Origin of the sequence: Flexivirga oryzae, from assembly GCF_014190805.1 — a bacterium.
GTDB lineage: Bacteria > Actinomycetota > Actinomycetes > Actinomycetales > Dermatophilaceae > Flexivirga > Flexivirga oryzae.
The window spans coordinates 148,432-169,679 of record NZ_JACHVQ010000003.1 but is presented as its reverse complement, the minus strand read 5'-3'; the positions used below and the strand labels follow the sequence as shown (position 1 = coordinate 169,679).

The 21,248-nt window shown below is 69.5% G+C and carries 21 protein-coding genes and 1 pseudogene; 17 read left to right on the top strand and 5 right to left on the bottom strand.

Going from position 1 to position 21,248, the window contains the following annotated elements:
• Positions 1 to 118 precede the first annotated feature (118 nt).
• The 16 genes and pseudogenes from FHU39_RS17775 to FHU39_RS17705 all read left to right on the top strand — a co-directional run.
• A pseudogene (locus tag FHU39_RS17775) lies at positions 119 to 1,309 on the top strand (AMP-binding protein); the annotation flags it as partial.
• A gap of 144 nt (positions 1,310 to 1,453) precedes the next feature.
• A complete protein-coding gene (locus FHU39_RS25250; protein ID WP_425484798.1) occupies positions 1,454 to 1,774 on the top strand; it encodes an AMP-binding enzyme in 321 nt (106 codons plus the stop codon).
• Positions 1,771 to 2,820, top strand: coding sequence for an alcohol dehydrogenase catalytic domain-containing protein (locus FHU39_RS17770; protein WP_183322060.1), 1,050 nt, complete (start codon positions 1,771 to 1,773; stop codon positions 2,818 to 2,820). The genes FHU39_RS25250 and FHU39_RS17770 overlap by 4 nt, the downstream gene beginning before the upstream one ends.
• On the top strand, positions 2,817 to 3,263 hold the full coding sequence (locus FHU39_RS17765; protein ID WP_183322059.1) for a MaoC/PaaZ C-terminal domain-containing protein: 447 nt from the start codon (positions 2,817 to 2,819) through the stop codon (positions 3,261 to 3,263). The genes FHU39_RS17770 and FHU39_RS17765 overlap by 4 nt, the downstream gene beginning before the upstream one ends.
• A 32-nt stretch (positions 3,264 to 3,295) precedes the next feature.
• Positions 3,296 to 4,627, top strand: a complete 1,332-nt coding sequence (locus FHU39_RS17760; protein WP_183322058.1) for a short-chain fatty acid transporter — start codon at positions 3,296 to 3,298, stop codon at positions 4,625 to 4,627.
• Positions 4,628 to 4,633: 6 nt separating this feature from the next.
• Positions 4,634 to 5,908, top strand: a complete 1,275-nt coding sequence (locus FHU39_RS17755; RefSeq protein WP_183322057.1) for a CoA transferase — start codon at positions 4,634 to 4,636, stop codon at positions 5,906 to 5,908.
• Positions 5,908 to 6,738 (top strand): HpcH/HpaI aldolase/citrate lyase family protein, encoded by an 831-nt coding sequence (locus FHU39_RS17750; protein ID WP_183322056.1) that lies wholly within the window; start codon positions 5,908 to 5,910, stop codon positions 6,736 to 6,738. The genes FHU39_RS17755 and FHU39_RS17750 overlap by 1 nt, the downstream gene beginning before the upstream one ends.
• On the top strand, positions 6,735 to 7,928 hold the full coding sequence (locus FHU39_RS17745) for an acyl-CoA dehydrogenase family protein (RefSeq protein ID WP_183322055.1): 1,194 nt from the start codon (positions 6,735 to 6,737) through the stop codon (positions 7,926 to 7,928). Before FHU39_RS17750 ends, FHU39_RS17745 begins: the two co-directional genes overlap by 4 nt.
• A gap of 2 nt (positions 7,929 to 7,930) precedes the next feature.
• Positions 7,931 to 8,698 carry a 3-oxoacyl-ACP reductase FabG gene (fabG, locus tag FHU39_RS17740; RefSeq protein WP_246336700.1) on the top strand — a complete coding sequence of 256 codons (768 nt, stop codon included), beginning with the start codon at positions 7,931 to 7,933 and terminating at the stop codon, positions 8,696 to 8,698.
• A gap of 1 nt (position 8,699) precedes the next feature.
• Positions 8,700 to 9,605, top strand: a complete 906-nt coding sequence (locus tag FHU39_RS17735; protein WP_183322054.1) for an HTD2 family dehydratase — start codon at positions 8,700 to 8,702, stop codon at positions 9,603 to 9,605.
• Between the two features lie 13 nt (positions 9,606 to 9,618).
• Positions 9,619 to 10,836: an acetyl-CoA C-acetyltransferase gene (locus tag FHU39_RS17730; protein WP_221185661.1), complete on the top strand. Its 1,218-nt coding sequence runs from the start codon at positions 9,619 to 9,621 to the stop codon at positions 10,834 to 10,836.
• 11 nt (positions 10,837 to 10,847) lie between these two features.
• Entirely contained in the window at positions 10,848 to 11,300 is a 453-nt protein-coding gene (locus FHU39_RS17725; protein WP_343065976.1) for a MaoC family dehydratase, read from the top strand.
• Positions 11,300 to 12,082: an enoyl-CoA hydratase/isomerase family protein gene (locus tag FHU39_RS17720; protein ID WP_183322052.1), complete on the top strand. Its 783-nt coding sequence runs from the start codon at positions 11,300 to 11,302 to the stop codon at positions 12,080 to 12,082. Before FHU39_RS17725 ends, FHU39_RS17720 begins: the two co-directional genes overlap by 1 nt.
• A gap of 35 nt (positions 12,083 to 12,117) precedes the next feature.
• Positions 12,118 to 13,311 (top strand): acyl-CoA dehydrogenase family protein, encoded by a 1,194-nt coding sequence (locus tag FHU39_RS17715; RefSeq protein WP_183322051.1) that lies wholly within the window; start codon positions 12,118 to 12,120, stop codon positions 13,309 to 13,311.
• Positions 13,312 to 13,783: 472 nt separating this feature from the next.
• Positions 13,784 to 13,966: a hypothetical protein gene (locus FHU39_RS17710; RefSeq protein ID WP_183322350.1), complete on the top strand. Its 183-nt coding sequence runs from the start codon at positions 13,784 to 13,786 to the stop codon at positions 13,964 to 13,966.
• A gap of 4 nt (positions 13,967 to 13,970) precedes the next feature.
• Positions 13,971 to 14,372 carry a type II toxin-antitoxin system VapC family toxin gene (locus FHU39_RS17705; RefSeq protein WP_183322050.1) on the top strand — a complete coding sequence of 134 codons (402 nt, stop codon included), beginning with the start codon at positions 13,971 to 13,973 and terminating at the stop codon, positions 14,370 to 14,372.
• A gap of 1 nt (position 14,373) precedes the next feature.
• Here FHU39_RS17705 and FHU39_RS17700 read toward each other — a convergent pair whose 3' ends face one another.
• From FHU39_RS17700 to FHU39_RS17685, 4 genes are all read right to left on the bottom strand, one after another.
• Complete coding sequence (locus tag FHU39_RS17700) at positions 14,374 to 15,273, bottom strand: dioxygenase family protein (RefSeq protein WP_183322049.1); 900 nt, start codon at positions 15,271 to 15,273, stop codon at positions 14,374 to 14,376.
• 37 nt (positions 15,274 to 15,310) lie between these two features.
• The gene (locus FHU39_RS17695; protein WP_246336699.1) at positions 15,311 to 16,330 is read right to left on the bottom strand and encodes a maleylacetate reductase; all 1,020 of its coding nucleotides are present in this window, start codon (positions 16,328 to 16,330) and stop codon (positions 15,311 to 15,313) included.
• Positions 16,330 to 18,117, bottom strand: coding sequence for an FAD-dependent oxidoreductase (locus tag FHU39_RS17690; protein WP_183322048.1), 1,788 nt, complete (start codon positions 18,115 to 18,117; stop codon positions 16,330 to 16,332). The genes FHU39_RS17695 and FHU39_RS17690 overlap by 1 nt, the downstream gene beginning before the upstream one ends.
• A gap of 113 nt (positions 18,118 to 18,230) precedes the next feature.
• On the bottom strand, positions 18,231 to 19,175 hold the full coding sequence (locus FHU39_RS17685) for a helix-turn-helix domain-containing protein (RefSeq protein WP_183322047.1): 945 nt from the start codon (positions 19,173 to 19,175) through the stop codon (positions 18,231 to 18,233).
• Between the two features lie 81 nt (positions 19,176 to 19,256).
• On the opposite strand from FHU39_RS17685, the gene FHU39_RS17680 reads away from it, so the two are divergent.
• Positions 19,257 to 19,778 carry a VOC family protein gene (locus tag FHU39_RS17680; RefSeq protein WP_183322046.1) on the top strand — a complete coding sequence of 174 codons (522 nt, stop codon included), beginning with the start codon at positions 19,257 to 19,259 and terminating at the stop codon, positions 19,776 to 19,778.
• Between the two features lie 53 nt (positions 19,779 to 19,831).
• Here FHU39_RS17680 and FHU39_RS17675 read toward each other — a convergent pair whose 3' ends face one another.
• Positions 19,832 to 21,145: a winged helix-turn-helix domain-containing protein gene (locus FHU39_RS17675; protein ID WP_183322045.1), complete on the bottom strand. Its 1,314-nt coding sequence runs from the start codon at positions 21,143 to 21,145 to the stop codon at positions 19,832 to 19,834.
• Between the last annotated feature and the right edge of the window lie 103 nt (positions 21,146 to 21,248).

Here is a 21,248-nt window from a genome sequence, read left to right as displayed (position 1 = left end):
CGTCGGGCAGGGTGCTCCGACGGGCGACGGATGCCGAGGTAACGGGCACGGGTCCTCCAGGGGCCGGTGATGACCGAGCCAGCATAACTGACGATTGATAATCGATCATGCATGATCTATGGTCTGTGACCGAGGACACCTGTCAGGGATCGAGGAGCTGATGAGACCACTACGCGACGAGTCGCGAAGTTTGACCGCGATGCTGGCCGCCTCCGTGGAGCGAGCAGGCGAGCGAACCGCGCTGATCGAGGACGGCATGCCCACCACGTACGCGGAACTCGCCGATCGTGCGCGTCGCCTCGCGGCCGGGCTGGGCCACGCGGGGATCGGGCGCGGCGACGCCGTCGCGGTCTGGCTCCCGAACCGGACCCAGTGGGCGGAGCTGGTCTTCGCCGCGGCCCATCTGGGTGCGGTCGCGGTCGGGGTCAACACCCGCTACCGCTCCCGAGAGCTGCTCCATGTCCTGAGGGAGTCGGGTGCTCGGGCCCTCGTCGTCGAGCCCGGATTCAAGGGCATCGACTTCGCTGGCATGCTGGCCGAGGCCGCCGCGGTCCTGCCCGACTCGCTACGCCTGCTGATCAGCGTCGGGGGAGGCTCCCTGCCTCCTGTCGACGCGGCTACCGCGGACTACGAGACGTTGTTCGACCCCGGTCTGCCGGATGCGCCGGACGTCTCGGCGCCGGGGCTGCCGGTCAGCGCATTCAACTCCTCGGGCACCACAGGCGCGCCCAAGCTGGTGATGCATACGCAGGGCGGAATCGTGGCGCACTCGGTGGCCGTCGCCGACGCCTTCGGCTACCGCGCCCCGGGCACCACGGTCCTGGCGGCGCTGCCGATGTGCGGCGTGTTCGGCTTCAACACGGTGCTGGCCGGGCTGGCCGCCGGCGCGGCCGTGGTCCTGCTGCCGGAGTTCAGCGCAGACGCGACGGTGGCGACGATGCGCGAGCACCACGTCACGCACGCCAACCTGGCCGACGAGATGCTTCGCCGGATCTTGGACGTGCCGGGGGCGCTCGCGAGGTTGCCCGAGTGGCGGGAGTGCGGGTTCGGCGCCTTCACCGCCCTCGACCCCCGCGCGTTGGCCGAGGCCGGCGAGGCCGCGGGCAAGAAGTTCTTCCAGACCTACGGCTCCAGCGAGGTGCTGGCCGTGATGACCTACCCCGCGCCCGGCGCCGACGTCGAGCGCCGCAGCCTGGGCGGAGGCGTGCCCTGTCATCTTGACGTCCAGGTGCGCGTGCGTGACGAGAACGGGCGTCTGTGCGGGCTCGACGAGCCCGGGGAGATCGAGATCAAGGGTCCCAACGTCACGTGTGGCTACTATGGCATCGACGGGATCCCGGATCTCGACGAGGACGGCTACTTCCACACCGGGGACCTGGGCAGGCTGGTCGCCGACCGAGACTTCGTCTACCTCGCCCGGGCCGGCGATGCCCTGCGCCTGGCCGGCTTCCTGGTGAGCCCACGCGAGATCGAGGCCTATCTCGAGGAGCAGGACGGCGTCGACGGGGCCCAGGTCGTCGGTGTCGACGTGGGCACGGACACCGTGCCGGCAGCCTTCCTGACCGCGCGACCGGGCGCCGAGATCGACGTCGACGCCGTGCTGGCGTCGGCCCGCCGAGACCTCGCCCGGTTCAAGGTGCCGAGGCTGGTGGAGGTGCTCGACGAGTTCCCGATCACCCGAGGCACCAACGGCGTCAAGATCCAACGTACGTCGCTGCGTGAGCGCGCGCGGCTCGCCTGGGAGACCCGCCGTGCGACGGAGACGGCCCGATGAGCACCATGATCGCCCACCGGATCACCGGCTTCGGGGGGCCCGAGGTCCTCGCCGAGCACCGGGTCGACGTCCCGCAGGTGGGGCCGGGCCAGCTGCTCGTGAAGGTCGCCTACTGCGGTGTGTGCCGTCACGACCTGCTCACCCGGGCCGGAGCGTTCCCCCGTGCCCTGGTGCCGGTCACGCTGGGTCACCAGGTGAGTGGCTGGGTCGCGGCCACGGGGCCCGACGTCCGTGACTTCGCGGTCGGAGATCGCGTGATGACGATGATCTTCACCGGATGTGGTCGCTGCCGCCGCTGTGCGGCGGGCGAGGAGGCCCTGTGCGAGGAGCAGACGCCCCAGTTCCTCGGCGAGGACCGCGACGGCGGCTATGCCGAGTACGTCGTCGTCGAGGCGCGCACGAGCCTGACGGTGCCCGCGACGATGCCGTTGGCCGAGGCCGCGATCATGACCTGCACCCTGGGGACCGCCTACCACGCGGTCGTCGGGCGTGGCGGCGTCCAGGCCGGCGACCTGGTCGTGGTCACGGGGGCCAGCGGAGGAGTCGGGGTCCACGCGATCGAGGTGCTCGCCATGCTCGGCGCCCGCGCCGTGGGCGTGGTGTCGAGCGGGGCCTCGGTCGGGCCGGTGCGTCAGGCGGGCGCCGTCGACGTGATCGTCTCTCCCGACCGACGGTTCTCCGGCGAGCTGCGCCGTCGGTACGGGCAGGCCGACGTCGTCCTCGACGTCGTCGGCGAGCCCACGCTCAACGAGTCGTGTCACGCCGTGCGCCCGGGCGGGCGGGTCGTGGTCATCGGGAACGTCAATGGTAGGCACGCGCGCATTCCTCCGGCGTACCTGATCCTCAAGGAGATCGCGTTGGTGGGCACCAAGTCCTGCAGCATCGCCGAGATGAACGAGGTGCTGAGCCTGGTTGCCGGGGGCTCGTTGCGCGCCCGCGTCGACACCGTCGTGCCGCTGGCGCAGTGCCGCGCGGTCCATGAGCGGATGGAGGCCGGCGAGAACCTCGGCCGCATCGTGCTCGAGGTGGCGGGGGAGCAGCGGTGAGCCTGTACTTCGAGGACCTCGAGGTGGGTCAGCGCTACGTCTCGCTGGCCCGCACGGTCACCGAGACCGACCTCACCGTCTTCTCGATGATGTCGGGTGACTGGAACCCGATTCACTCGGACGTCGAGTTCGCCCGCCGCACGCCTTCGGGCCAGCGCCTCGTCCATGGCGTGTTCGGCATCGCCCTCGTCACCGGCCTCATGGACCGTGCCGGCTGGTTCGCCGACTCGGCGGTCGCGATGCTCAGCATCGACGACTGGCGGTTCGTCAAGCGGTTGCTCATCGGGGACACGTTGCACTGCGAGATGGAGATCAGCTCGCTGCGGCTCACCTCCTCCGGGACCACCGGCGTGGTCGGACGCACCTTCCGGCTCATCAACCAGGACGACGACGTCGTCCAGGAGGGCCGTTGTCCGGCCCTCATCCGTCTTCGCGCGGCCTGAGGCCGCCGCCAGGATCCTCGAAGGAGAGGACAATGGAACGTCTGCAGAACTTCTTCACCGACATCATGCGGAAGTACATGCCTGACCCGCTGGTGCTCGTGATCGGCCTGACCTTCCTGACAGCCGTGCTGGCGATGGTCTTCGAAGGCACTGGGCCGCATCAGATCGTCACAGCCTGGGGTGACGGCTTCTGGAACCTGCTCGAGTTCGCCATGCAGATGGCCCTCGTCCTCGTCCTGGGCTATGTGCTGGCCAAGACGAGCGCGGTCGATCGGCTGCTGGAGCTGATCGCGTCGAAGGTTGACTCGCCGCGGGCGGCGATCGTCATCGCCACCCTCGTCGGCGGTATCGCCAGCTACCTCAACTGGGGCTTCGGTCTGGTCATCGGCGGGGTCATCGCCAAGAAGCTGGCAAGCCGGGTCAGCGGCGTTCACTATCCGCTCATCATCGCCTCGGCGTACAGCGCCTTCACGCTCTACGGACTCGGGCTGTCGGCCTCGATCCCGGTCGTCGTCTCCACGCCGGGTCATCCGCTCGAGAAGGAGATGGGCGTCCTGCCGCTGGCGAAGACCATCTTCTCCTGGCAGATGCTGACGCTGGCCGTCGTCGTTCTGATCGTGCTGATGGTCCTGATGCCGATGATGCACCCGCGCGACCCGCGCAAGATCGTCCCGATCGCCGAGGAGCAGCGCGACGACCGGCCGACCGGTGTGCCGCGTCCTCAGGGCCGGCTCGAGGTCGCCGAGCGACTCAACCACAGCCGGCTGGCGGGCTATGCGATCGGCGCGCTCGGGGTCGCCTACCTGGTCATGTACTTCGTCGACGGCGGCAATCTCAACATCAATACGGTCAACTTCACCCTGCTCTTCGTGGGCATCCTGCTGTGCGGGACGCCGGCGACGTACGTGGACAAGCTCCGCGATGGGATCACGACGGTGTCCGGAGTCGTGCTGCAATACCCGTTCTACGCGGGGATCATGGCGATCATGGCGGTCTCCGGCCTGGTCGGCTCGATCGCCAGCGGGCTGACCTCGGTCGCCAGCGCCGACACCCTGCCGGTCGTCAATCTGCTGGCCTCGTGGGTGATCAACTTCTTCGCGCCTTCCGCGGGAGGGCACTGGGTGCTGCAGGGGCCCTTCGCGATCGAGGCCGCGCACCAGCTGGGCAGCCCCGTGCCGGTGAACACGATGGCCGTCATGCTCGGCAACGCCTGGAACGACATCATCCAGCCGTTGTGGCTGATCCCCGCACTGGCACTGTCCAGGCTGCGGCTGAAGGACATCATGGGCTACCTGGTCATCGCGATGATCGTGGTCGGGGTCCTCTACGCCGCAGGCCTGTTCCTGTGGAGCATGGGGAGCTGAGGGGCCATGACCATCCGACCTCAGGGAGCTGCGCCGGCGGCCTCAGCGAACACCGTTCCGGATCGACACGGACCGCTCAGCGGCCTGCGGGTCGTGGAGATCTCCAGCTATGTTGCGACACCCCTGTGCGGCATGACCCTGCATCAACTCGGGGCCGACGTCATTCGGATCGAGCCGTTGGGTGGCGCGCCCGACCGCACGCGGCTGCCCCGCTCCGCTCAAGGCGCCAGCCTCTACTGGAACGGGCTGAACCAGGGCAAGCGGGCGTTGGCCGTCGACATGAGCCGGTCGCAGGGCCGTGAGCTGGTGCGCGACCTGATCTGTGGCACCGGAAGCTCTGTCGACGACCCTGGCGGCGCCATCGCGCTGGCGAACTCCGAGCGCTACCACGACCTCACTTACGACGGGCTCGTCGAACGCCGCCCGGATCTGGTCTACGCGTTGTTGAGCGGGCGCCGTGACGGTGGCTCGGCCGTCGACTACACCGTGCAGGCGAGCACCGGATTCCCCACGCTGACCGGACCCAAGGACTCGGTGGTGCCGAGTAACGGGGTCATTCCGGCGTGGGACATCGCTGCTGGGCTCTACCTCGCGACCGGCATCTTGGCCGGCGTGCACGGCCGCCGCGAGACGGGACGTGGCCGGCATCTCACGATCGCCTTGGAGGACGTCGCGCTCTCCTTGGCCGGTGCGCTGGGATACATCGCGGAGTCCCAGCTGAGCGGGGTCCAGCGCGGCCCCTCGGGCAACGACGTCTTCGGCACCTTCGGTCGGGACTTCATCACCGCCGACGGCGTGCGCTTCATGGTGGTCGTGCTCACCGACCGGCATTGGCACCGGCTGCTCGACGGGATGGGACTCGTCGATGCGATGACTGCCGTGGAGAAGGCGGTCGGCGCGGACTTCAGCGAGGAGGCGGAACGCTACCGCTGCCGACAGGTCATCGGCGCGCTGCTCGGGGACTGGTTCGAACGGCACTCCTGGAGCGAGGCTCAGGTGGTGCTGTCTACCTCTCGTGCCCTGCATGCGCCCTACCGGAGCTTCGACGACCTGGCCGCGGACGGCGCCGCGTTGCTGCGTGCGAACCCGCTCTTCGCCGAGCTGGAGCAGCCGGGCGTCGGCCGTTACCTCGCGCCCGGCGGGCCCCTGCGCATCGATGATCGGCAGGTGCCACCCGCGCCCGCGCCGCGCGTCGGCGAGCACTCCGACGAGGTGCTCGCCGGTCTGGGCCTCGACCCCGATCGACTCGCCGCACTGCATCGCGACGGGGTGATCGGTTGATGAGCAGGCTGGACAGCGGCCGGACCTTCCTCTTCGTGCCGGGTGATCGGCCCGAGCGCTTCGCTAAGGCTGTTGCCGCTGGGGCGGACGTGGTGGTGGTCGACCTGGAGGACGCGGTGGCGCCCGAGGCGAAGGAGAGCGCTCGGGCGGCGGTGGTCACCTGGCTGGGGTCGTTGTCGTCAGAGGCGGCTGCGGCCGTCGTCGTACGGGTGAACGCGGCGGGCACGCCGTGGCACGAGGCCGATCTGGAGGCCGTCGCGGGTCGGGCGGGCGCGGTGATGATGGCTAAGGCGGAGGCCGGTACGCCGCTCGCCGCGGCGGGCCGCCGCGTGCCGGTGATCGCGCTGATCGAGACCGCGACCGGGGCCCTGGACGCCCGGGCGATCGCGGCGACCGAGGGCGTGGTGCGGCTGGCGTTCGGCAGCTTCGACCTAGCTGCCGAGCTCGGCATCGACCCGCTCGACGCGCAGGCACTCGTGCCCAGCCGCGGCGCGCTCGTGCTGGCCAGCGCCGCCGCCGGGATCGCCGGTCCGATCGACGGCGTGCACGCCGCGATCGACGACGTCGAGGCGCTCACCGCCGAGGCCGACGCCGCTCGCCGGCTCGGGTTCGGGGGCAAGCTCTGCATCCATCCGAGGCAGGTGGCCGTCGTCGATGCTGTGCTGCGTCCGAGTGCGGCCGACGTCGCCTGGGCCAGGTCGATCCTGGACGCCACCGCCGTCGCACACGAGGGTGGCGTCGCGACCGTCGACGGGCGGATGGTGGACAAGCCCGTGATCGACCGGGCCACCCGGATCATCGCCGCCGCCGCGCGGAAGGAGGACGCATGAGCCAGCTCACCGCCGACGAGGAGCAGATGGTCGCCCTCGTTCGGGAGTTCGTGGACGAGAAGGTCAAGCCGAATGTCCGCGGCTTCGAGGAGAGCGACACCTATCCGGAGGCCTTCATCGAGGAGATGAAGGAGTTGGGCTTCTTCGGCCTCCTGGTGCCGGCCGAGTATGGCGGCGTCGAGGTGAGCATGGCGGCGTTCGCGCGGGTGACCGCGGAGCTGGCGCGGGGCTGGATGAGCCTGGCCGGGGCGATCGGCGGGCACGCGGTGATCACCTATCTGGTCAAGACGTTCGGCACGCCCGAGCAACAGGCCGCGTATCTGCCGCGGTTGGCGAGCGGCGAGCTCCGCGCGACGATGGCGCTGACCGAGCCCGGGGGTGGCTCGGACCTGCAGAGCATGAGCACCTACGCCACCCGCGAGGGTGACGACCTGGTCATCAACGGTGCGAAGACCTGGATCTCGAACGCCGCCCACTCCGGCCTGCTCGGGCTGCTGTGCAAGACCGATCGTGACGCGAGCCCTGCCCACCGGGGGATGAGCGTGATCCTGGTCGAGACGGGCGGCTGGGAGGGCGAGCACGGGCCCGACCCGGCCGGCTATGAGGTGTCGGCGAAGATCCCGAAGCTGGGCTACAAGGGCGTCGAGGCCTGCACGCTGTCCTTCGACGGCATGCGGGTGCCGGCCGCCGCCGTACTCGGGGGCGAGCCGCACCAGGGTTGGCGCCAGATGATGCGCGGCCTCGAGGTCGGCCGCATCCAGGTCGCCGCCCGCGCCCTCGGCGTCGGCCAAGCCGCGCTGGAGTCCGCGGTTGCCTACGCCCAGCAGCGAGAGTCGTTCGGGAAGCCGATCTGGAAGCACGAGAGCGTGGGCAACCTGATCGCGGACATGGCGACGAGGATGCGTGCGGCCCGACTGCTGACCCTGGACGCGGCCGAGCGGCTCGATGCCGGCAAGCGCGCCGACCTGGAGGCCGGGATGGCGAAGCTGTTCGCCTCCGAGACCGCGATGCAAGTCGCGCTGGACGCGATGCGGGTGCACGGCGGCTACGGCTATTCACGCGAGTTCGACGTCGAGCGCTACTTCCGCGACGCCCCGCTGATGATCCTCGGCGAGGGGACCAACGAGATTCAACGCAACGTGATCGCGGCGCAGGTCATCGCCCGCGCCGCCAAGAAGGAGAGCTACTAGAGATGGGTGCAGGCATGGGTTTGCTGGAGGGCCGGACGGCCGTCATCACCGGCGGCGCGCAGGGCCTCGGGCTGGCGATCGCGAAGCGGTACGTCGAGGAGGGCGCCCGCGTGGTGCTCGGCGACCTCGACCTGGCCGCCACCGAGGCCGCCGCCAAGGAGCTGGGCGGAGACGACGTGGCCCGGGCGGTACGCTGCGACGTCACCGACTTCGGCCAGGTCAAAGCGTTGCTGGAGGCTGCGGTAGATGCCTTCGGATCGCTGGACATCATGGTCAACAACGCCGGCATCACTCGCGACGCGACGATGCGCAAGATGACCGAGGACGAGTTCGACCAGGTCATCTCGGTGCATCTGAAGGGGGCCTGGAACGGCACCAAGCTGGCCTCACTGATCATGCGCGAGCAGGAGCCGGTCGACGGGCGCAGGGGCGTGATCGTCAACATGTCCTCGATCTCGGGCAAGGTCGGGATGATCGGACAGACCAACTACTCCGCTGCCAAGGCGGGCATCGTCGGCCTGACCAAGGCCGCAGCCAAGGAGCTCGCCCACCTCGGAGTGCGGGTCAACGCCATCCAGCCCGGGCTGATCCGCAGCGCAATGACCGAGGCAATGCCGCAGAAGGCTTGGGACTCCAAGCTGGCCGAGATCCCGATGGGTCGCGCCGGGGAGCCGGATGAGATCGCCACGGTGGCGCTCTTCTTGGCCAGCGACCTGTCGTCGTACATCACCGGCACCGTCACCGAGGTCACCGGCGGGCGGCACCTCTGACATGGGCGGCACCGGAGCCGCGCACGGGTGGCGCCCCCACGTCGTCACCGACGAGGCAGTGGCTGAGGCTGCGCCGGTCGCGGCCTTTCAGGCACTCCTCGATGACGGGCTGCCGCTGCTGCGGGCCGGGGATCCGCTGCCGCCGCTGTGGCACTGGCTGGCGCTGCCTATCTGGCCCCGGTCCTCGGCCCTCGGGGCGGACGGTCACCCTCGGCGCGGTGGTTTCCTGCCTCCGATCGAGCTGCCGCGGAGGATGTTCGCCGGCGGGGAGATCATCCTGCACGCGCCGATCCCGATCGGCTCCTCTGTACGTCGGGGGGCCGAGGTCATCGGTGTGGAGCACAAGCAGGGCCGCTCGGGGGCGTTGGCCGTGGTCACGACCCGGACCCGGCTCCACGTCGGCGACACGCTCTGCCTCGAGGAGCGACAGGACCTGATCTACCGCTCGGCGCCGCCGCGCGATCCGGATGTGCCGCCCGCGCAGCCGGCCCCGCCGATGCCGGTCGAGCCGGTCGTGCCCGCTGCACCACTGGAGAAGGTGGCCGAGCACGACGGCGGGGGAGAGTGGGTGCTGCGGACCGACCCAACGCTTCTGATGCGGTTCAGCGCCGCCACCGCGAACCCCCATCGAATCCACTACGACTGGCCCTACGCGACCGGAGTCGAGGGCTATCCCGGCTTGGTGGTGCAGGGTCCGCTGATGACGCTGCTGCTCGCCGAGGCTGCACGCCTATCGGGTTTGGCCGACGTACGCAGCCTGACGCACCGCAACGTTGCGCCGCTCTTCTGCGGCGATCCGGGCCGGCTGTATCTGGCCGCAGACCCGGACGCGCCGGGGACGCATCTTGCTCACCTGGTCTCCGCGGAGACCGTCCGAACCAGCCTGTCCATCGCGACCGGCTCCTGAGGAAGGAACACCCATGAACGGCATTCGCGACGTCGTGATCTGCGAGCCGATCCGCACCGCCATCGGCGGTTACGGCGGCATGTTCATGTCCGTCACCGCCACCCAGCTCGGCGTGGCCGCGCTGAGGGGCCTGCTCGAGCGCACCCAGCTGCCGCCCGACGAGATCGACGACGTCATCCTCGGGCACTGCAACCCCAACGCCGAGGCGCCGGCGATCGGCCGCGTGGTCGCGATGGACGCCGGTCTGCCCGTCACGGTCGGCGGCCAGCAGGTCGACCGGCGCTGCGGCTCGGGCCTCCAGTCGGTGATCAACGCGGTCATGCAGGTCGCCTCCGGCGGCAGCGACCTCGTCATCGCCGGCGGCGCCGAATCGATGAGCAACGTCCCCTTCTACTCCCTCGACATGCGCTGGGGTGGCGCCCGCACCGGCGTGAGGATCCACGACGGCCTGGTCCGGGCCCGACAGACCGCGGGCGGCGAGGCCTATCCCGTCCCCGGCGGCATGCTGGAGACCGCGGAGAACCTGCGCCGCGACTACGGCATCACCCGCGAGGAGCAGGACGAGTTCGCGGTGGCCTCCCATCGCAAGGCCGTCGCCGCACAGCGCTCTGGCGCGCTCGCCGAGGAGATCGTCCCGGTGACGGTGAGGACGCGGAAGGGCGAGGAGGTCATCACCATCGACGAGCATCCCCGCGCGGAGGCCTCGGTCGAGACTCTCGCGAGACTGAGGCCGGTGCTGCTGAAGAGCGACCCGGAGGCCACCGTCACCGCCGGCAACGCCTCCGGTCAGAACGACGCCGCCTCGATGGCGGTCGTCACCACCGCCGAGAAGGCCGAACGTCTCGGCCTGAGCCCGTTGGTGCGCCTGGTCAGCTGGGGCCTGGCCGGGGTCCAGCCCAACCGCATGGGCATCGGCCCGGTGCCGGCGACCGCGGGCGCACTGGACCGCGCCGGCATCACGCTGGACGAGCTCGACGTGATCGAGCTCAACGAGGCCTTCGCCGCTCAAGCCCTCGCCGTGCTGCGGGAGTGGAAGATCGACGTAGCCGACGAGCGGCTCAACGCCCGCGGATCCGGCATCTCCCTCGGTCACCCGGTCGGGGCGACCGGCGGCCGGATGCTCGCCACCCTGGCTCGCGAGCTGCACCAGCGCCAGGGCCGCTACGGCCTGCTGACCATGTGCATCGGCGGCGGTCAGGGTCTGGCCGGCGTCTTCGAGCGGGTCTCCTGATGGGTGCCCGTGTGATCGGATCGGTAGCCGAGGCCAAGGCACTGGTCGGCCAGCCGCTCGGCACCAGCGCGGGGCTGCTGGTCGACCAGGCCCGCATCGATGCCTTCGCCGAGGCCACCGGTGATCACCAATGGATCCACGTCGATCCCGAGCGGGCCGCGTCCGGGCCGTTCGGGACGACCATCGCGCATGGCTACCTCACGCTCTCGCTGGTCCCGGTACTCGCGGCGGAGATCTACTCCTTCGGCTTCGGCTCGGCCCGGCTCAACTACGGCAGCGACAAGGTCCGCTTCCCGCAGCCCGTAGCGGTCGGCTCGACCCTGCGCGCGACCGCCGAGTTCACCGAGGTACGCCGAGGGCCGCAAGGCACTTTCATCACCACCCGATCCACCGTCATCGCCGACGGCGCCGTGAAGCCCGCCTGCGTGGCCGAGACAGTCACTCTGGTCGTGGGAGACGCCTGATGGTGCTGCACGTCGAAGACCAGGCAGGCGTCCGCACGTTGACGCTCGACAGCCCGGGAAAGAAGAACGCGTTGGACGCCTCGACGCTGCTGACGCTGCGCGATGTGCTCCTGGAGACCGGAGCCGACGAGAGCGTCCGGGTGGTGCGTCTGCAGGGCGCCGGGGAGGACTTCTGCTCCGGATCCGATATGACGGAGGCCCGCGCCGCACACCCCCTGCGGAGGCTGCGTCGGTTCAACGAAGCAGTGGAGGCGCTCGTCGACCTGCCGCAGCCGGTGGTGGCTCGAGTGGACGGCGTGGCCGTCGGTGCGGGGCTCAGCCTGGCCTTGGCCAGCGACCTCGTCGTGGCGTCGAAGCGCGCCCGGTTCTGCGCCATCTTCACCCGTCGTGGGATGTCGCCTGACGCCGGCTGCTCGTGGTTACTGACCCATACGGTGGGGCTGCTTCAAGCCAAGCGGCTGACCCTCCTGGCCGACATGGTGGGTGCACAGGAGGCTCTCGCACTGGGACTGGCCACCTATGTGGTGGAGCCGGCTGACCTCGACCTCACCGTCGAAGAGTTGTGCGGGCGGTTGGCCGCTGGGCCGCCGATCGGGCTGGCCCAGAGCAAGGCGCTGCTGAATCGGTCCGCCCACGGGAGCTTGCACGACGTCTTATGGCAGGAGGCTGCAGCTCAGACGGTCAACTTCGCCACCGACGCACCCGACGCCATCGCCGCATACCGGAATCGCACCGAGCCCAGCTTTGGAGGCACCTTCCGTGTCGACCAGACCCAACCCTGAATCAATAGGCGCTACCAGACGTAGGAGAGGAAGCTATGACCCGTCTTGCTCAGACCGAGGATCTCACTGATATTCAGCAGGAGATCCTCAAGGCTGTCCACCAGTTCGTCGAGGACAAGATCATCCCTGTCGCGCAGGAGCTGGAGCACTCTGACACCTATCCGCAGGAGATCGTGGATGGTCTGAAGGAGCTGGGTGTCTTCGGTCTGACGATCCCGGAGGAGTACGGCGGCCTGGGTGAGTCGCTGCTGACCTATGCGTTGGTGGTCGAGGAGATCGCCCGCGGCTGGATGAGCGTCTCCGGCGTCATCAACACGCACTTCATCGTCGCCTACCTGCTGATGCAGCACGGCACCGAGGAGCAGAAGAAGAAGTACCTGCCCCGGATGGCGACCGGCGAGGTGCGTGGCGCGTTCTCGATGTCGGAGCCCTCCCTGGGCTCGGACGTCTCGGCCGTCTCCACGAAGGCGACCAAGCAGGACGACGGCTCGTATGCGATCACCGGCCAGAAGATGTGGCTGACCAACGGCGCCTCCTCGACGCTGGTCGCGTTGCTGACCAAGACCGACGAGGGTGCTGAGTCGGTCTACAAGAACATGACGACCTTCCTCGTCGAGAAGGAGGCCGGGTTCGGCGAGACCGCCCAGGGCGTCACCGTGCCGGGCAAGATCGAGAAGATGGGCTACAAGGGCGTCGAGACGACCGAGCTCATCCTCGAGGGTCACCAGATCGCCGCCGACCAGATCCTGGGCGGGACCCCGGGCAAGGGCTTCTTCCAGATGATGGACGGTGTCGAGGTCGGCCGGGTCAATGTCGCCGCCCGCGCCTGTGGTCTCGCGATCCGCGGCTTCGAGCTCGGGATTGCTTATGCGCAGCAGCGCAAGACGTTCGGCAAGATCATCGCCGAGCACCAGGCGATCTTGTTCCGGCTTGCGGAGATGGCGACCAAGGTCGAGACCATCCACGCGATGATGGTCCGTGCTGCTCGCCTCAAGGACAGTGGTGGCCGGGTCGATGTCGAGGCAGGTATGGCGAAGATGCTGGCCTCGGAGTACGCGAACGAGGTGGTTGAGGACTCCTTCCGCATCCACGGCGGCTACGGCTATTCCAAGGAGTACGAGATCGAGCGGCTGATGCGTGAGGTCAAGTTCATGCTGATCGGTGAGGGCACCTCCGACATCCAGAAGATGATCATCGGCCGCCAGCTGCTCAAGGAGTACAAGGCCTGACCACCGGCCAGATGGGGGAAGCGTCAATGCGCAGAAAGGCCCCGAACCGGACCGTCTTCAAAGCGAGGCGGTCGGGTACCAGACATCGTCTGGCGTCCGCCGGTGAGACGCCGGCCAGCGGGCCTGCCTATGCCGTCGCGGGCAGGCACCGGTAGACTGAGATGGCCGGTTGGAGGCGACTCAGACGGCAGAGGGGGAGCAACTCCCCCTTGAATAAGTTCGGCGGAAGATCTAGGGGCTCCACCCCGGATCAGTCGAATCAGACAACAACAGTCGTGGTGCCCACCAAGGTGGCACACCCCTGGCGAGACGGCGTGCAACGGGAGCCAACGGGACCTCGGATTCACGCTCAGAACGGCGAATTCCGCCGGTCTGAGCGTGCAAATCCACTGGTTCAAATCCCCCCTCGCGCACGTTTGGTCCCGGGTCGAGACATCCATCGGATGTCACGACTCGGGACTTTTTGTATGTCGTGCCGCCACTTCCCGACCGCTCCCGTTTCGGCGATCCGGGCAAGGTGTCGGCATACGCGACTGCCGCGCTGCGGCGACAACTCGAGCGGGACGGCGTCGAGGACCTCATCGACGAGTTGGTCGAGGTCAACGGACCGTTGGACGCAGCCGCGATCGCTCGGTACGTCGATCAGTGGCGTTGAGCCGATGGCTCGAGCCCTGATCCTGGACTCCGAGGCTGTCGCCGCCCTGGCCCAGCGACGTCAGGGTATGGCGGAACGGCTCGCGGCCGCGCAAGAAGCCGATCATCGCGTGGTGATCCCCACGGTGGTGCTTGCCGAGGTCGCCACGGGCGCGCTGACGGATGCTGCGATCTGGCACGTGCTCGGCAAGATCCCCACGGTCGACCTGCCCGAAAGCGTTGAGATGCGTGCTGGCACGCTGCGCTCCCGCGCCGAGCGCACCCGTCGCAAGAAGCGTGACCTCACGGTCGACGCGATCGTCGCTGCAACCGCGGTCGAACTCGCACCGTCGGTCGTCCTCACCGCGGACAGGTCCGACCTGGAACTCCTGACCGATGGATTCGACGTGAAGGTCTCGCCTGTGTGATTCAGGCGCCTTCGGGTGCCAGCACGATGTCGAAGCGCACCCGGCTCCAGGTGCCGTCGACGTCGCGGCCGTCGGGGGTGGGGGTGCCGGCGGGTTGGGTCGCGAAGTCCTTGATGAGGGAGTCCTTGACGCCGAAGACGGTGTCCTTCTTCCCGATCGGGTCGCCGGTGGGGAAGATGTGGGTGACCAGGGTGCGGTGGCCGTCGTGGGTGACCATGAAGTGCAGGTGGGCTGCGCGCAGCGGGGAGCGGCCGACGGCGGTGAGCATCTGCCCGACCGGGCCGTCGTCCGGGATGGGGTATGGCGTGGGCGTCAGCCCCCAGAACCGGTAGGACCCGTCGGGTTCGCTGAACAGGTGCGCCCGGGCGGCACGCTTGCCGACGTCGTACTGCACGTCATACATGCCGTCCTCGTCGGCCTCCCAGACCTCGATCTTCGCCCCGGCCAGCGGGTTGCCGGTGGTGTCGGTGACGGTTCCTTCGACCCAGCACGGTTCGCCGGGTGCGCCGAACGACATGTCCTCGCCGTTGTTGATCTCCGGTGACCCGTCGACGAAGAACGGTCCGAAGACCGTTGCCTCGGTGGCGTTCTCGTAGGCGGTGTTGTTGATGTTGATGGTCTGCATCGACGCACCCAGCACGTCCGAGAGCAGGATGAACTCCTGCCGCACGTCGTCGGTGATGTGCCCGGCGCGGGTGAGGAAGTCGATCGCGGCCGACCACTCGTCATCGGTCAGCCGCACGTCCCGGATGAACGCGTGCAGGTGCCGCACCAGCGACACCATCACCTGCTGCAGCCGCGGGTTGCCGCACTCGTCGAACGACGAGACGACGTTGCGGACCAGCCGGTCCTCGACGGCCTGCTGTTCGGGGCTGATCGGTGCGTGCTCGGTGGTGGTCATGCGCTCTTTCCTTCCCAGGCCGCGCGCAGCAGCGCGGTCAGGTTCTGTTCTCTTCGGTCAGGGGGGTGGGGTTGTTCGCGGGTGCGGCGGCCAGGATCGGCGCAACTGCCTTGGGTATGCCGTCCTGCGGCATCCCGTAGTCCCGCAACGCGGTGGGCGCGTCGACGGCGGCACGCAACGCGGCCAGTCCGGCGACCGCGGTATCGGTGCCGATCGCGGCGGCGATGCGCCGCTGCGCCTCGGGCGCGTTCGGTGCGTTGAAGGCCAGCACGTGCGGCAGCACCACGGCGTGGGTCTGCGCGTGCGGCAGGTTGAACATCCCGCCGAGCACGTGGCAGATCTTGTGGTGCAACCCGGATCCGGCGGACGCGAACGCCACCGCGGCCAGGTACGCCCCGTACAGGGTGTTCTCGACACCCGCCACGGACGCGCCGTCGCGGGCCACGACAGGCAACCCGTCGGCCAGGCCGCGGATGCCCTCGCCGGCCAGCGCCGCGTCGATCGGGTCGGCGCGCGGCCCCCACATCGCGTCCACGCCGTGCGCCAGCGCGTTCAGCCCGGAGGCGACGGCCAGGTCGGCGGGAAGGGAAGTGAGCAGGCTCGCGTCATACACGATCGAGCGCGGCAGCACCCGGGCGTCGACGCCGGTGGTCTTGGTCTCGCCCTCGGTCAGCCCCCACACGTTGGTGGCCTCCGACCCGGCGTACGTGGTGGGCACGGCCACGATCGGCAGCCCGGTGGCCAGCGCCACCGCCTTGCCCAACCCGGTGGTGGATCCGCCGCCGACCGTCACGATCGCGTCCACTCCGGCGTCGGCCGCGGCGGCCCGGGCGCGCTCGCCGACCGGCACCGGCACGTGCATCACCACCTCGTCGTGCCGCACCGCGACCGGGATCCCGGCCGCGATCGGGTCGGCCAGCACCGCCTCCCGCGCCGACGCGATCAACATCACCCGCGAAGCCTCCAGCGCCGCCACCTCCGCAGCCACCGCAGCAGCCGCATCCGAAGGCGCGAAAACCACACGCTGACCGAGTGATTCGTGCGTGAACCGCAGCATCAGGACCTCCCCAGCAACATCCGGAGCGCGGAGCCCAGCTCGGCCGCCGGGTCGTCCGGCAGGCTCATCGCCCGCCACGCCACGTGTTTGTCCGGCCGCACCAGCAACACACCGCTCTCCTCGATCTCGCGCAGCTTGGACCAGTCGTAGTAGAGGTCGGTGACCTCGCGACCGGGGCCGATCAGCACTGTTTCCAATGTGATCCCGAGCTCCGCCGCTACCTTCGCGGCCGCGTCCGCCCAGGCCTGACCGGCAACGCCGGTCAGCAACGTCCACCGGCTGTACGGCGCCAGGTCGAGCAGCGCCTTCTTCTCCACGTTGTTGCCGACCCAGGCGTGCGGCAGATGCGCACCCGGTGACGTCGACATCCGGTAGTAGAGGTCCGCGTCGTCGGTCGGCGCCGGTCGGGTGCCGTCGGAGACGATCGCGCCAGACTCGTAGAACTGACCGAGTTCGACTCCGTGCGCGTTGAATTCGTAGTTCTTGGTGTCCATCGCCTTCACGAGCGCGGCCCGCTTGGCGGCGCCCTCGGGGGTGTTGGCCTTGCGCTCCTCGATCGCCGCGGCCATCTGCTCGCCCGCCAGGCCGACGACACCCAGCGCTTCGAAGATGTCGACGAACTCCCGTGCGGACTTGTTGGCACGCGTCACGATCCGCCGGGCGACGGGGGCACGTTCGGCCGAATACGACTCCAGTAGCGTGGGATCCGCTTCTCCGCGCAGGACCGCGGCGATCTTCCAGGCCAGGTTGTAGGAGTCCTGGACCGAGGTGTTGGAGCCCAGTCCGTTCGACGGCGGATGCCGGTGTATGGCGTCACCGGCCGCGAACACGCGCCCCCGCTGCAGGTGCGTCGCATACATCTCGTTGACGCCCCACAGCGAGTAGCCGGTGATCTCCGGCTCCAGCTCCGGCATACCCAGCAGATCGCGCACGATCTTGGTGGCGGCCGCGTCGTCCAGCGTCGGCGGCTCCTCGTTGATGTCGTAACCCCAGACGATCAGCCACTCGTCCCACGGCCGCACCATCCGGACCAGGCCGGTGCCGATGCCGCCGACGTTCGACCCCGGCTGGATCACCCAATACAGCACGCTGGGGCGGTGATCCACGAGTGCGGAGATGTCCGCCTTGAAGGTGATGTTCATCGATCCGGCGATGTCCATCCGGCCCTCGTAGGGCAGGTCGATGTCCGCGGCGACCATCGAGCGGGCTCCGTCGGCGCCGATCAGGTAGCGCGACCGGATGCTGTACTCCTGCCCGGTCAGCCGGTCACGCACCCGGGTGGTGACACCGTCGTCGTCCTGGGAGTGCGACAGGTATTCGGTGGAGAACCGGCTCTGCGTGCCGCGCACCGTGGCGTTGCGCACCAGGATCGGCTCCAGGTAGGTCTGCGGGATGTCGACGGTCAGGCACGGGCTGGCGAGGCGGTAGTCCGCCTCACGGTCCGGCCGGGTGCCCCAGGTGTGGATGCGCCCGATCTCCTCCCCGGCGATCGCGGTGCAGAAGACGGTGTCGCCGACCAGCTCGTGCGGTGTCGCGTCGGCGAGCACCTGGTCCTCGATGCCCATGTCCCGGAAGATCTCCATCGACCGCTGGTTGGTGATGTGGGCGCGCGGTGTGTTCGCGGTCCAGCGGTACTTGGTGATCATGATGTTCGCGACCCCGAGCGTGGACAGGAAGAGCGCCGCCGAGGAACCCGCCGGACCGGAGCCGACGATCAGGACGTCGGTGTCGACCACGTCGGAGTCCGGCAGGTCCGTCGCGGCCAGGCCGTCATCGAAGGTGGGCATTCGTCATACCTTCCGATCCGCGCCGGGCCGGTGCCCGGGCTGTACTCCGAAGTGTGCTGTGTCACAGACGTGGTCGGCGAGGACTACGAGCAGGTATGGCGGAAACGGGAACCTCAGTCCCCCGCAGTCCGCCGGACCGAGCCGGCGGAGACGCCGAAGCGCTTCTGGAAGGCCTGCGAGAAGTGCGCCGGCGACGCGAACCCCGCGGCGCGGGCGGCATCAGTCGTGGAGTGCACCGAGCCGGCGACCAGGATGCTGCGGGCCAGCTCCAGCCGCCTTCCGCGGATGTACTGCGGCAGCGAGACCCCGGTGGCTGCGAAGATCCGGGACAGCTGGCGCTCGCTGATGCCCGTTGCCGCGGCCACGGTGCCGGCGGACAGGGCCCGGTCGGCCAGGTGCTCCTCGATGTGGGCGCGTGCCATCGCCCGGTGCCGGACCTCCGGCGCCGTCGCGTCACCGGCCGCGAGCAGGCCGACCAGCTCCAGGACACCCAGCTCGTCGACCGACCTGCTGCCCGCGGTGCGGATCGCGGCGACGGCGGTGCGGGTGAGGGCGTGCGCGGCGGGGTTGTCCCGCGCGCTCAGCAGCGACACCTCGCCCGCGACCTCGACACCGAGGGACTCGCGCAACTCCGACCGGCTCACTTTGACCGCGAATTCGCTGACCCCGTGGCCGAGTTCGCGCTCGAAGGGTTGGTCCGCGTCGCACACGATCACGTCGCCGCGCCGGATGATGCCGCGGTGGCCGTTGCTGGTGAACCTGTTGTCGGCGCCCAGCCCGACATACACCGCGATCGAGTCCGTGGGGAAGCGCTCGACGAGCTCAGCCGACCGCGACACGTGGTGCGGGCTGCCGGTGATGGTGGCGATCTGCAGGCGCGGCAGCACCAGGTTGGTCTGTTTCGCGCGCAGCGGCTCGGTGTCGCGGACCTCGCAGGCGAGCGCGATCAGTGACTCGGCGTTGTAGGCCTCCCAGCGCCGAACCTCGTCGCCGAACCCGGACGCGGCATACGATCGGAACGTCTGCCTGGGCGCCGCCGGCACACCACGCGTGCTCATAGGTTTTCAGGGTCGCACATGCGACCGGGGTGGACCAGGTCGCCGACCGGCGGCCAGCCGTATGGCGGAAGGATCGACGTGATGTCCGACTCGACCTACAGCGGCGGGGAGCAGGCCGAGGTCGACCTCGACGCACTCACCAAGGACCGCGAGCGCATCAAGCGCCGGTTCCTGCAGGAGAACCCGCCGCAGACCCGGGGACGCGGCAATCACCACACGGCACAGATCAGTTCGGACGTCGAGCGCACCTGCGCCTTCTGGCAGGACCTGCTGGAGATGCCGCTGACCGAGATGTTCGAGAACCGCGACCTGCCCGGCTCGACGCACTTCTTCTTCGACATCGGCGCGGGCAACCTGATCGCCTACTTCGACCTGCCCGGCGTCGACGTCGGCGCCTACCGCGAGGTCCTCGGCGGCCACCACCACATCGCGATCTCGGTCACCAAGGAGAACTGGGACTACCTGCGCGCCAAGCTGGACGACGCCGGGGTGCCCTACCAGGTGGCGTCGCGGGACTCGATCTACTTCCGCGGTCCGGACGGCGAGCGGCTGGAGTTGCTGGCCAACCGGCTCGGGGAGATGTACGGCACGAAGGTGCTGTGAGCAGTCGCTGACCGGATGATTGCAGAGCTGCTAACCGGATGTTTGCAGGCTGTTCAGCGCTGCTGGATCGGCTCGGCTGAGCGGGCGCGGCTCCAGGCACACACGCACAGGGCGCCGACCGCGCGCAGGTAGGTGATGGTGAGCGGACCGAAGGGTTCGTCGGAGTGCCGGTGCAGGCCCATCGCCCCGACGACGGCGTCCCCGCTGCGCAACGGGACGAACAGGTAGGTGCCGGGCAGCTCGGCCCGCGTCAGCTGCGCCGTGCCGGGGAAGCGCGGCGCCCGCGCCGGGCGCAGCTGCAGCGGCTCGGTGGAGCCGAGCGCGCGGACGGCGCCATACCCGGAGTCGACCAGCTGCAGCTCCCGCGCGGCGTCCTCCCACGCGGCGCTGAAGCCGCGGTGCGCGACCAGCTGCAACCGGTCGTCCCGCAGCAGGTGCAGGCCCGCGGCGTCCACCGTGCCCTCGGTGATCAGTGACTCGATGACTCGCTGGGCGGCCTGCGCGGCGTCCGGCGCGGACGCCAGCTCCTCGCATCGGCGGGCGAGCCGTTCGGCGAGCAGCAGGTCGCTGCTCGCGTCCGCCGGCGGCCGGTCCTCGCGCTCGCCGAGCTCGGTGACCTGCGCCCCGAACCGGTAGCCGGTGCCGCGCACCGACACGATGAGCCGTGCGTCCGTGGCGCGCTCACCGAGCTTGCGGCGCAGCCGCATCACGTTGATCCGCAACAGGTTCGGCCCGGCATCGTCACCGGCCCAACCCCACACCCGGGCGACGATGCGGTCGCTCGGGACGGCCCGCCCGTCGGCCTCCATCAGGCAGACCAGCAGTTTGAACTCGGTCGCCGTCAGCGCCAGCGGCTGCTGGTCGAGGGCGGCCTCGTGCTGCCACAGGTCGATGCGCAACGGCCCCGCGGCCAGGTAGCGCGCACCGCTGTCCGAGCCGCCCGCCGCCCGGCGGACCAGGGCGAGCAGCCGACCGCCGAGCTCGGCCGGCCGGATCGCCGGCGCGGCCACGGTGTCGGCGCCGGCGCGGAGCAGGGCGATGGTCCGATTCGCGCTGAAGGCGCCCAGGACGAGGACCGGTGCCCGGGTTGCCGCCCGGACCCGCTCGATCAGCTCCGGGTCGGGCGGGGCGGCTGTCGAGCCCACCACCGCGACCGCGGCCGGCCGGTTGACGGTCAGCGACCAGGCCAGCTCTGCCGCGCTGCTGACCGCGAAGGTGGACCAGGCCAGCCCCGCGGCCGCCTGCTCCACCAGCAGCTGGTGCGTCGGCACGACCCCGGCGTGTGCGTGCGGCCCGCGCAGCGCCACGATCGCCAGCCGCCGGTCGGGCACCGGGAAGACCGACACCGATCCCCTCGCGTCAGGCATGCCGCACCGTCCCTTCGCGTCAATTATGTCATTCACATGTCATAACCGGGTGATTCCGGCTGTATGACGCGGAGTATTCCTAGCCTGACGTGTCAGGAACACC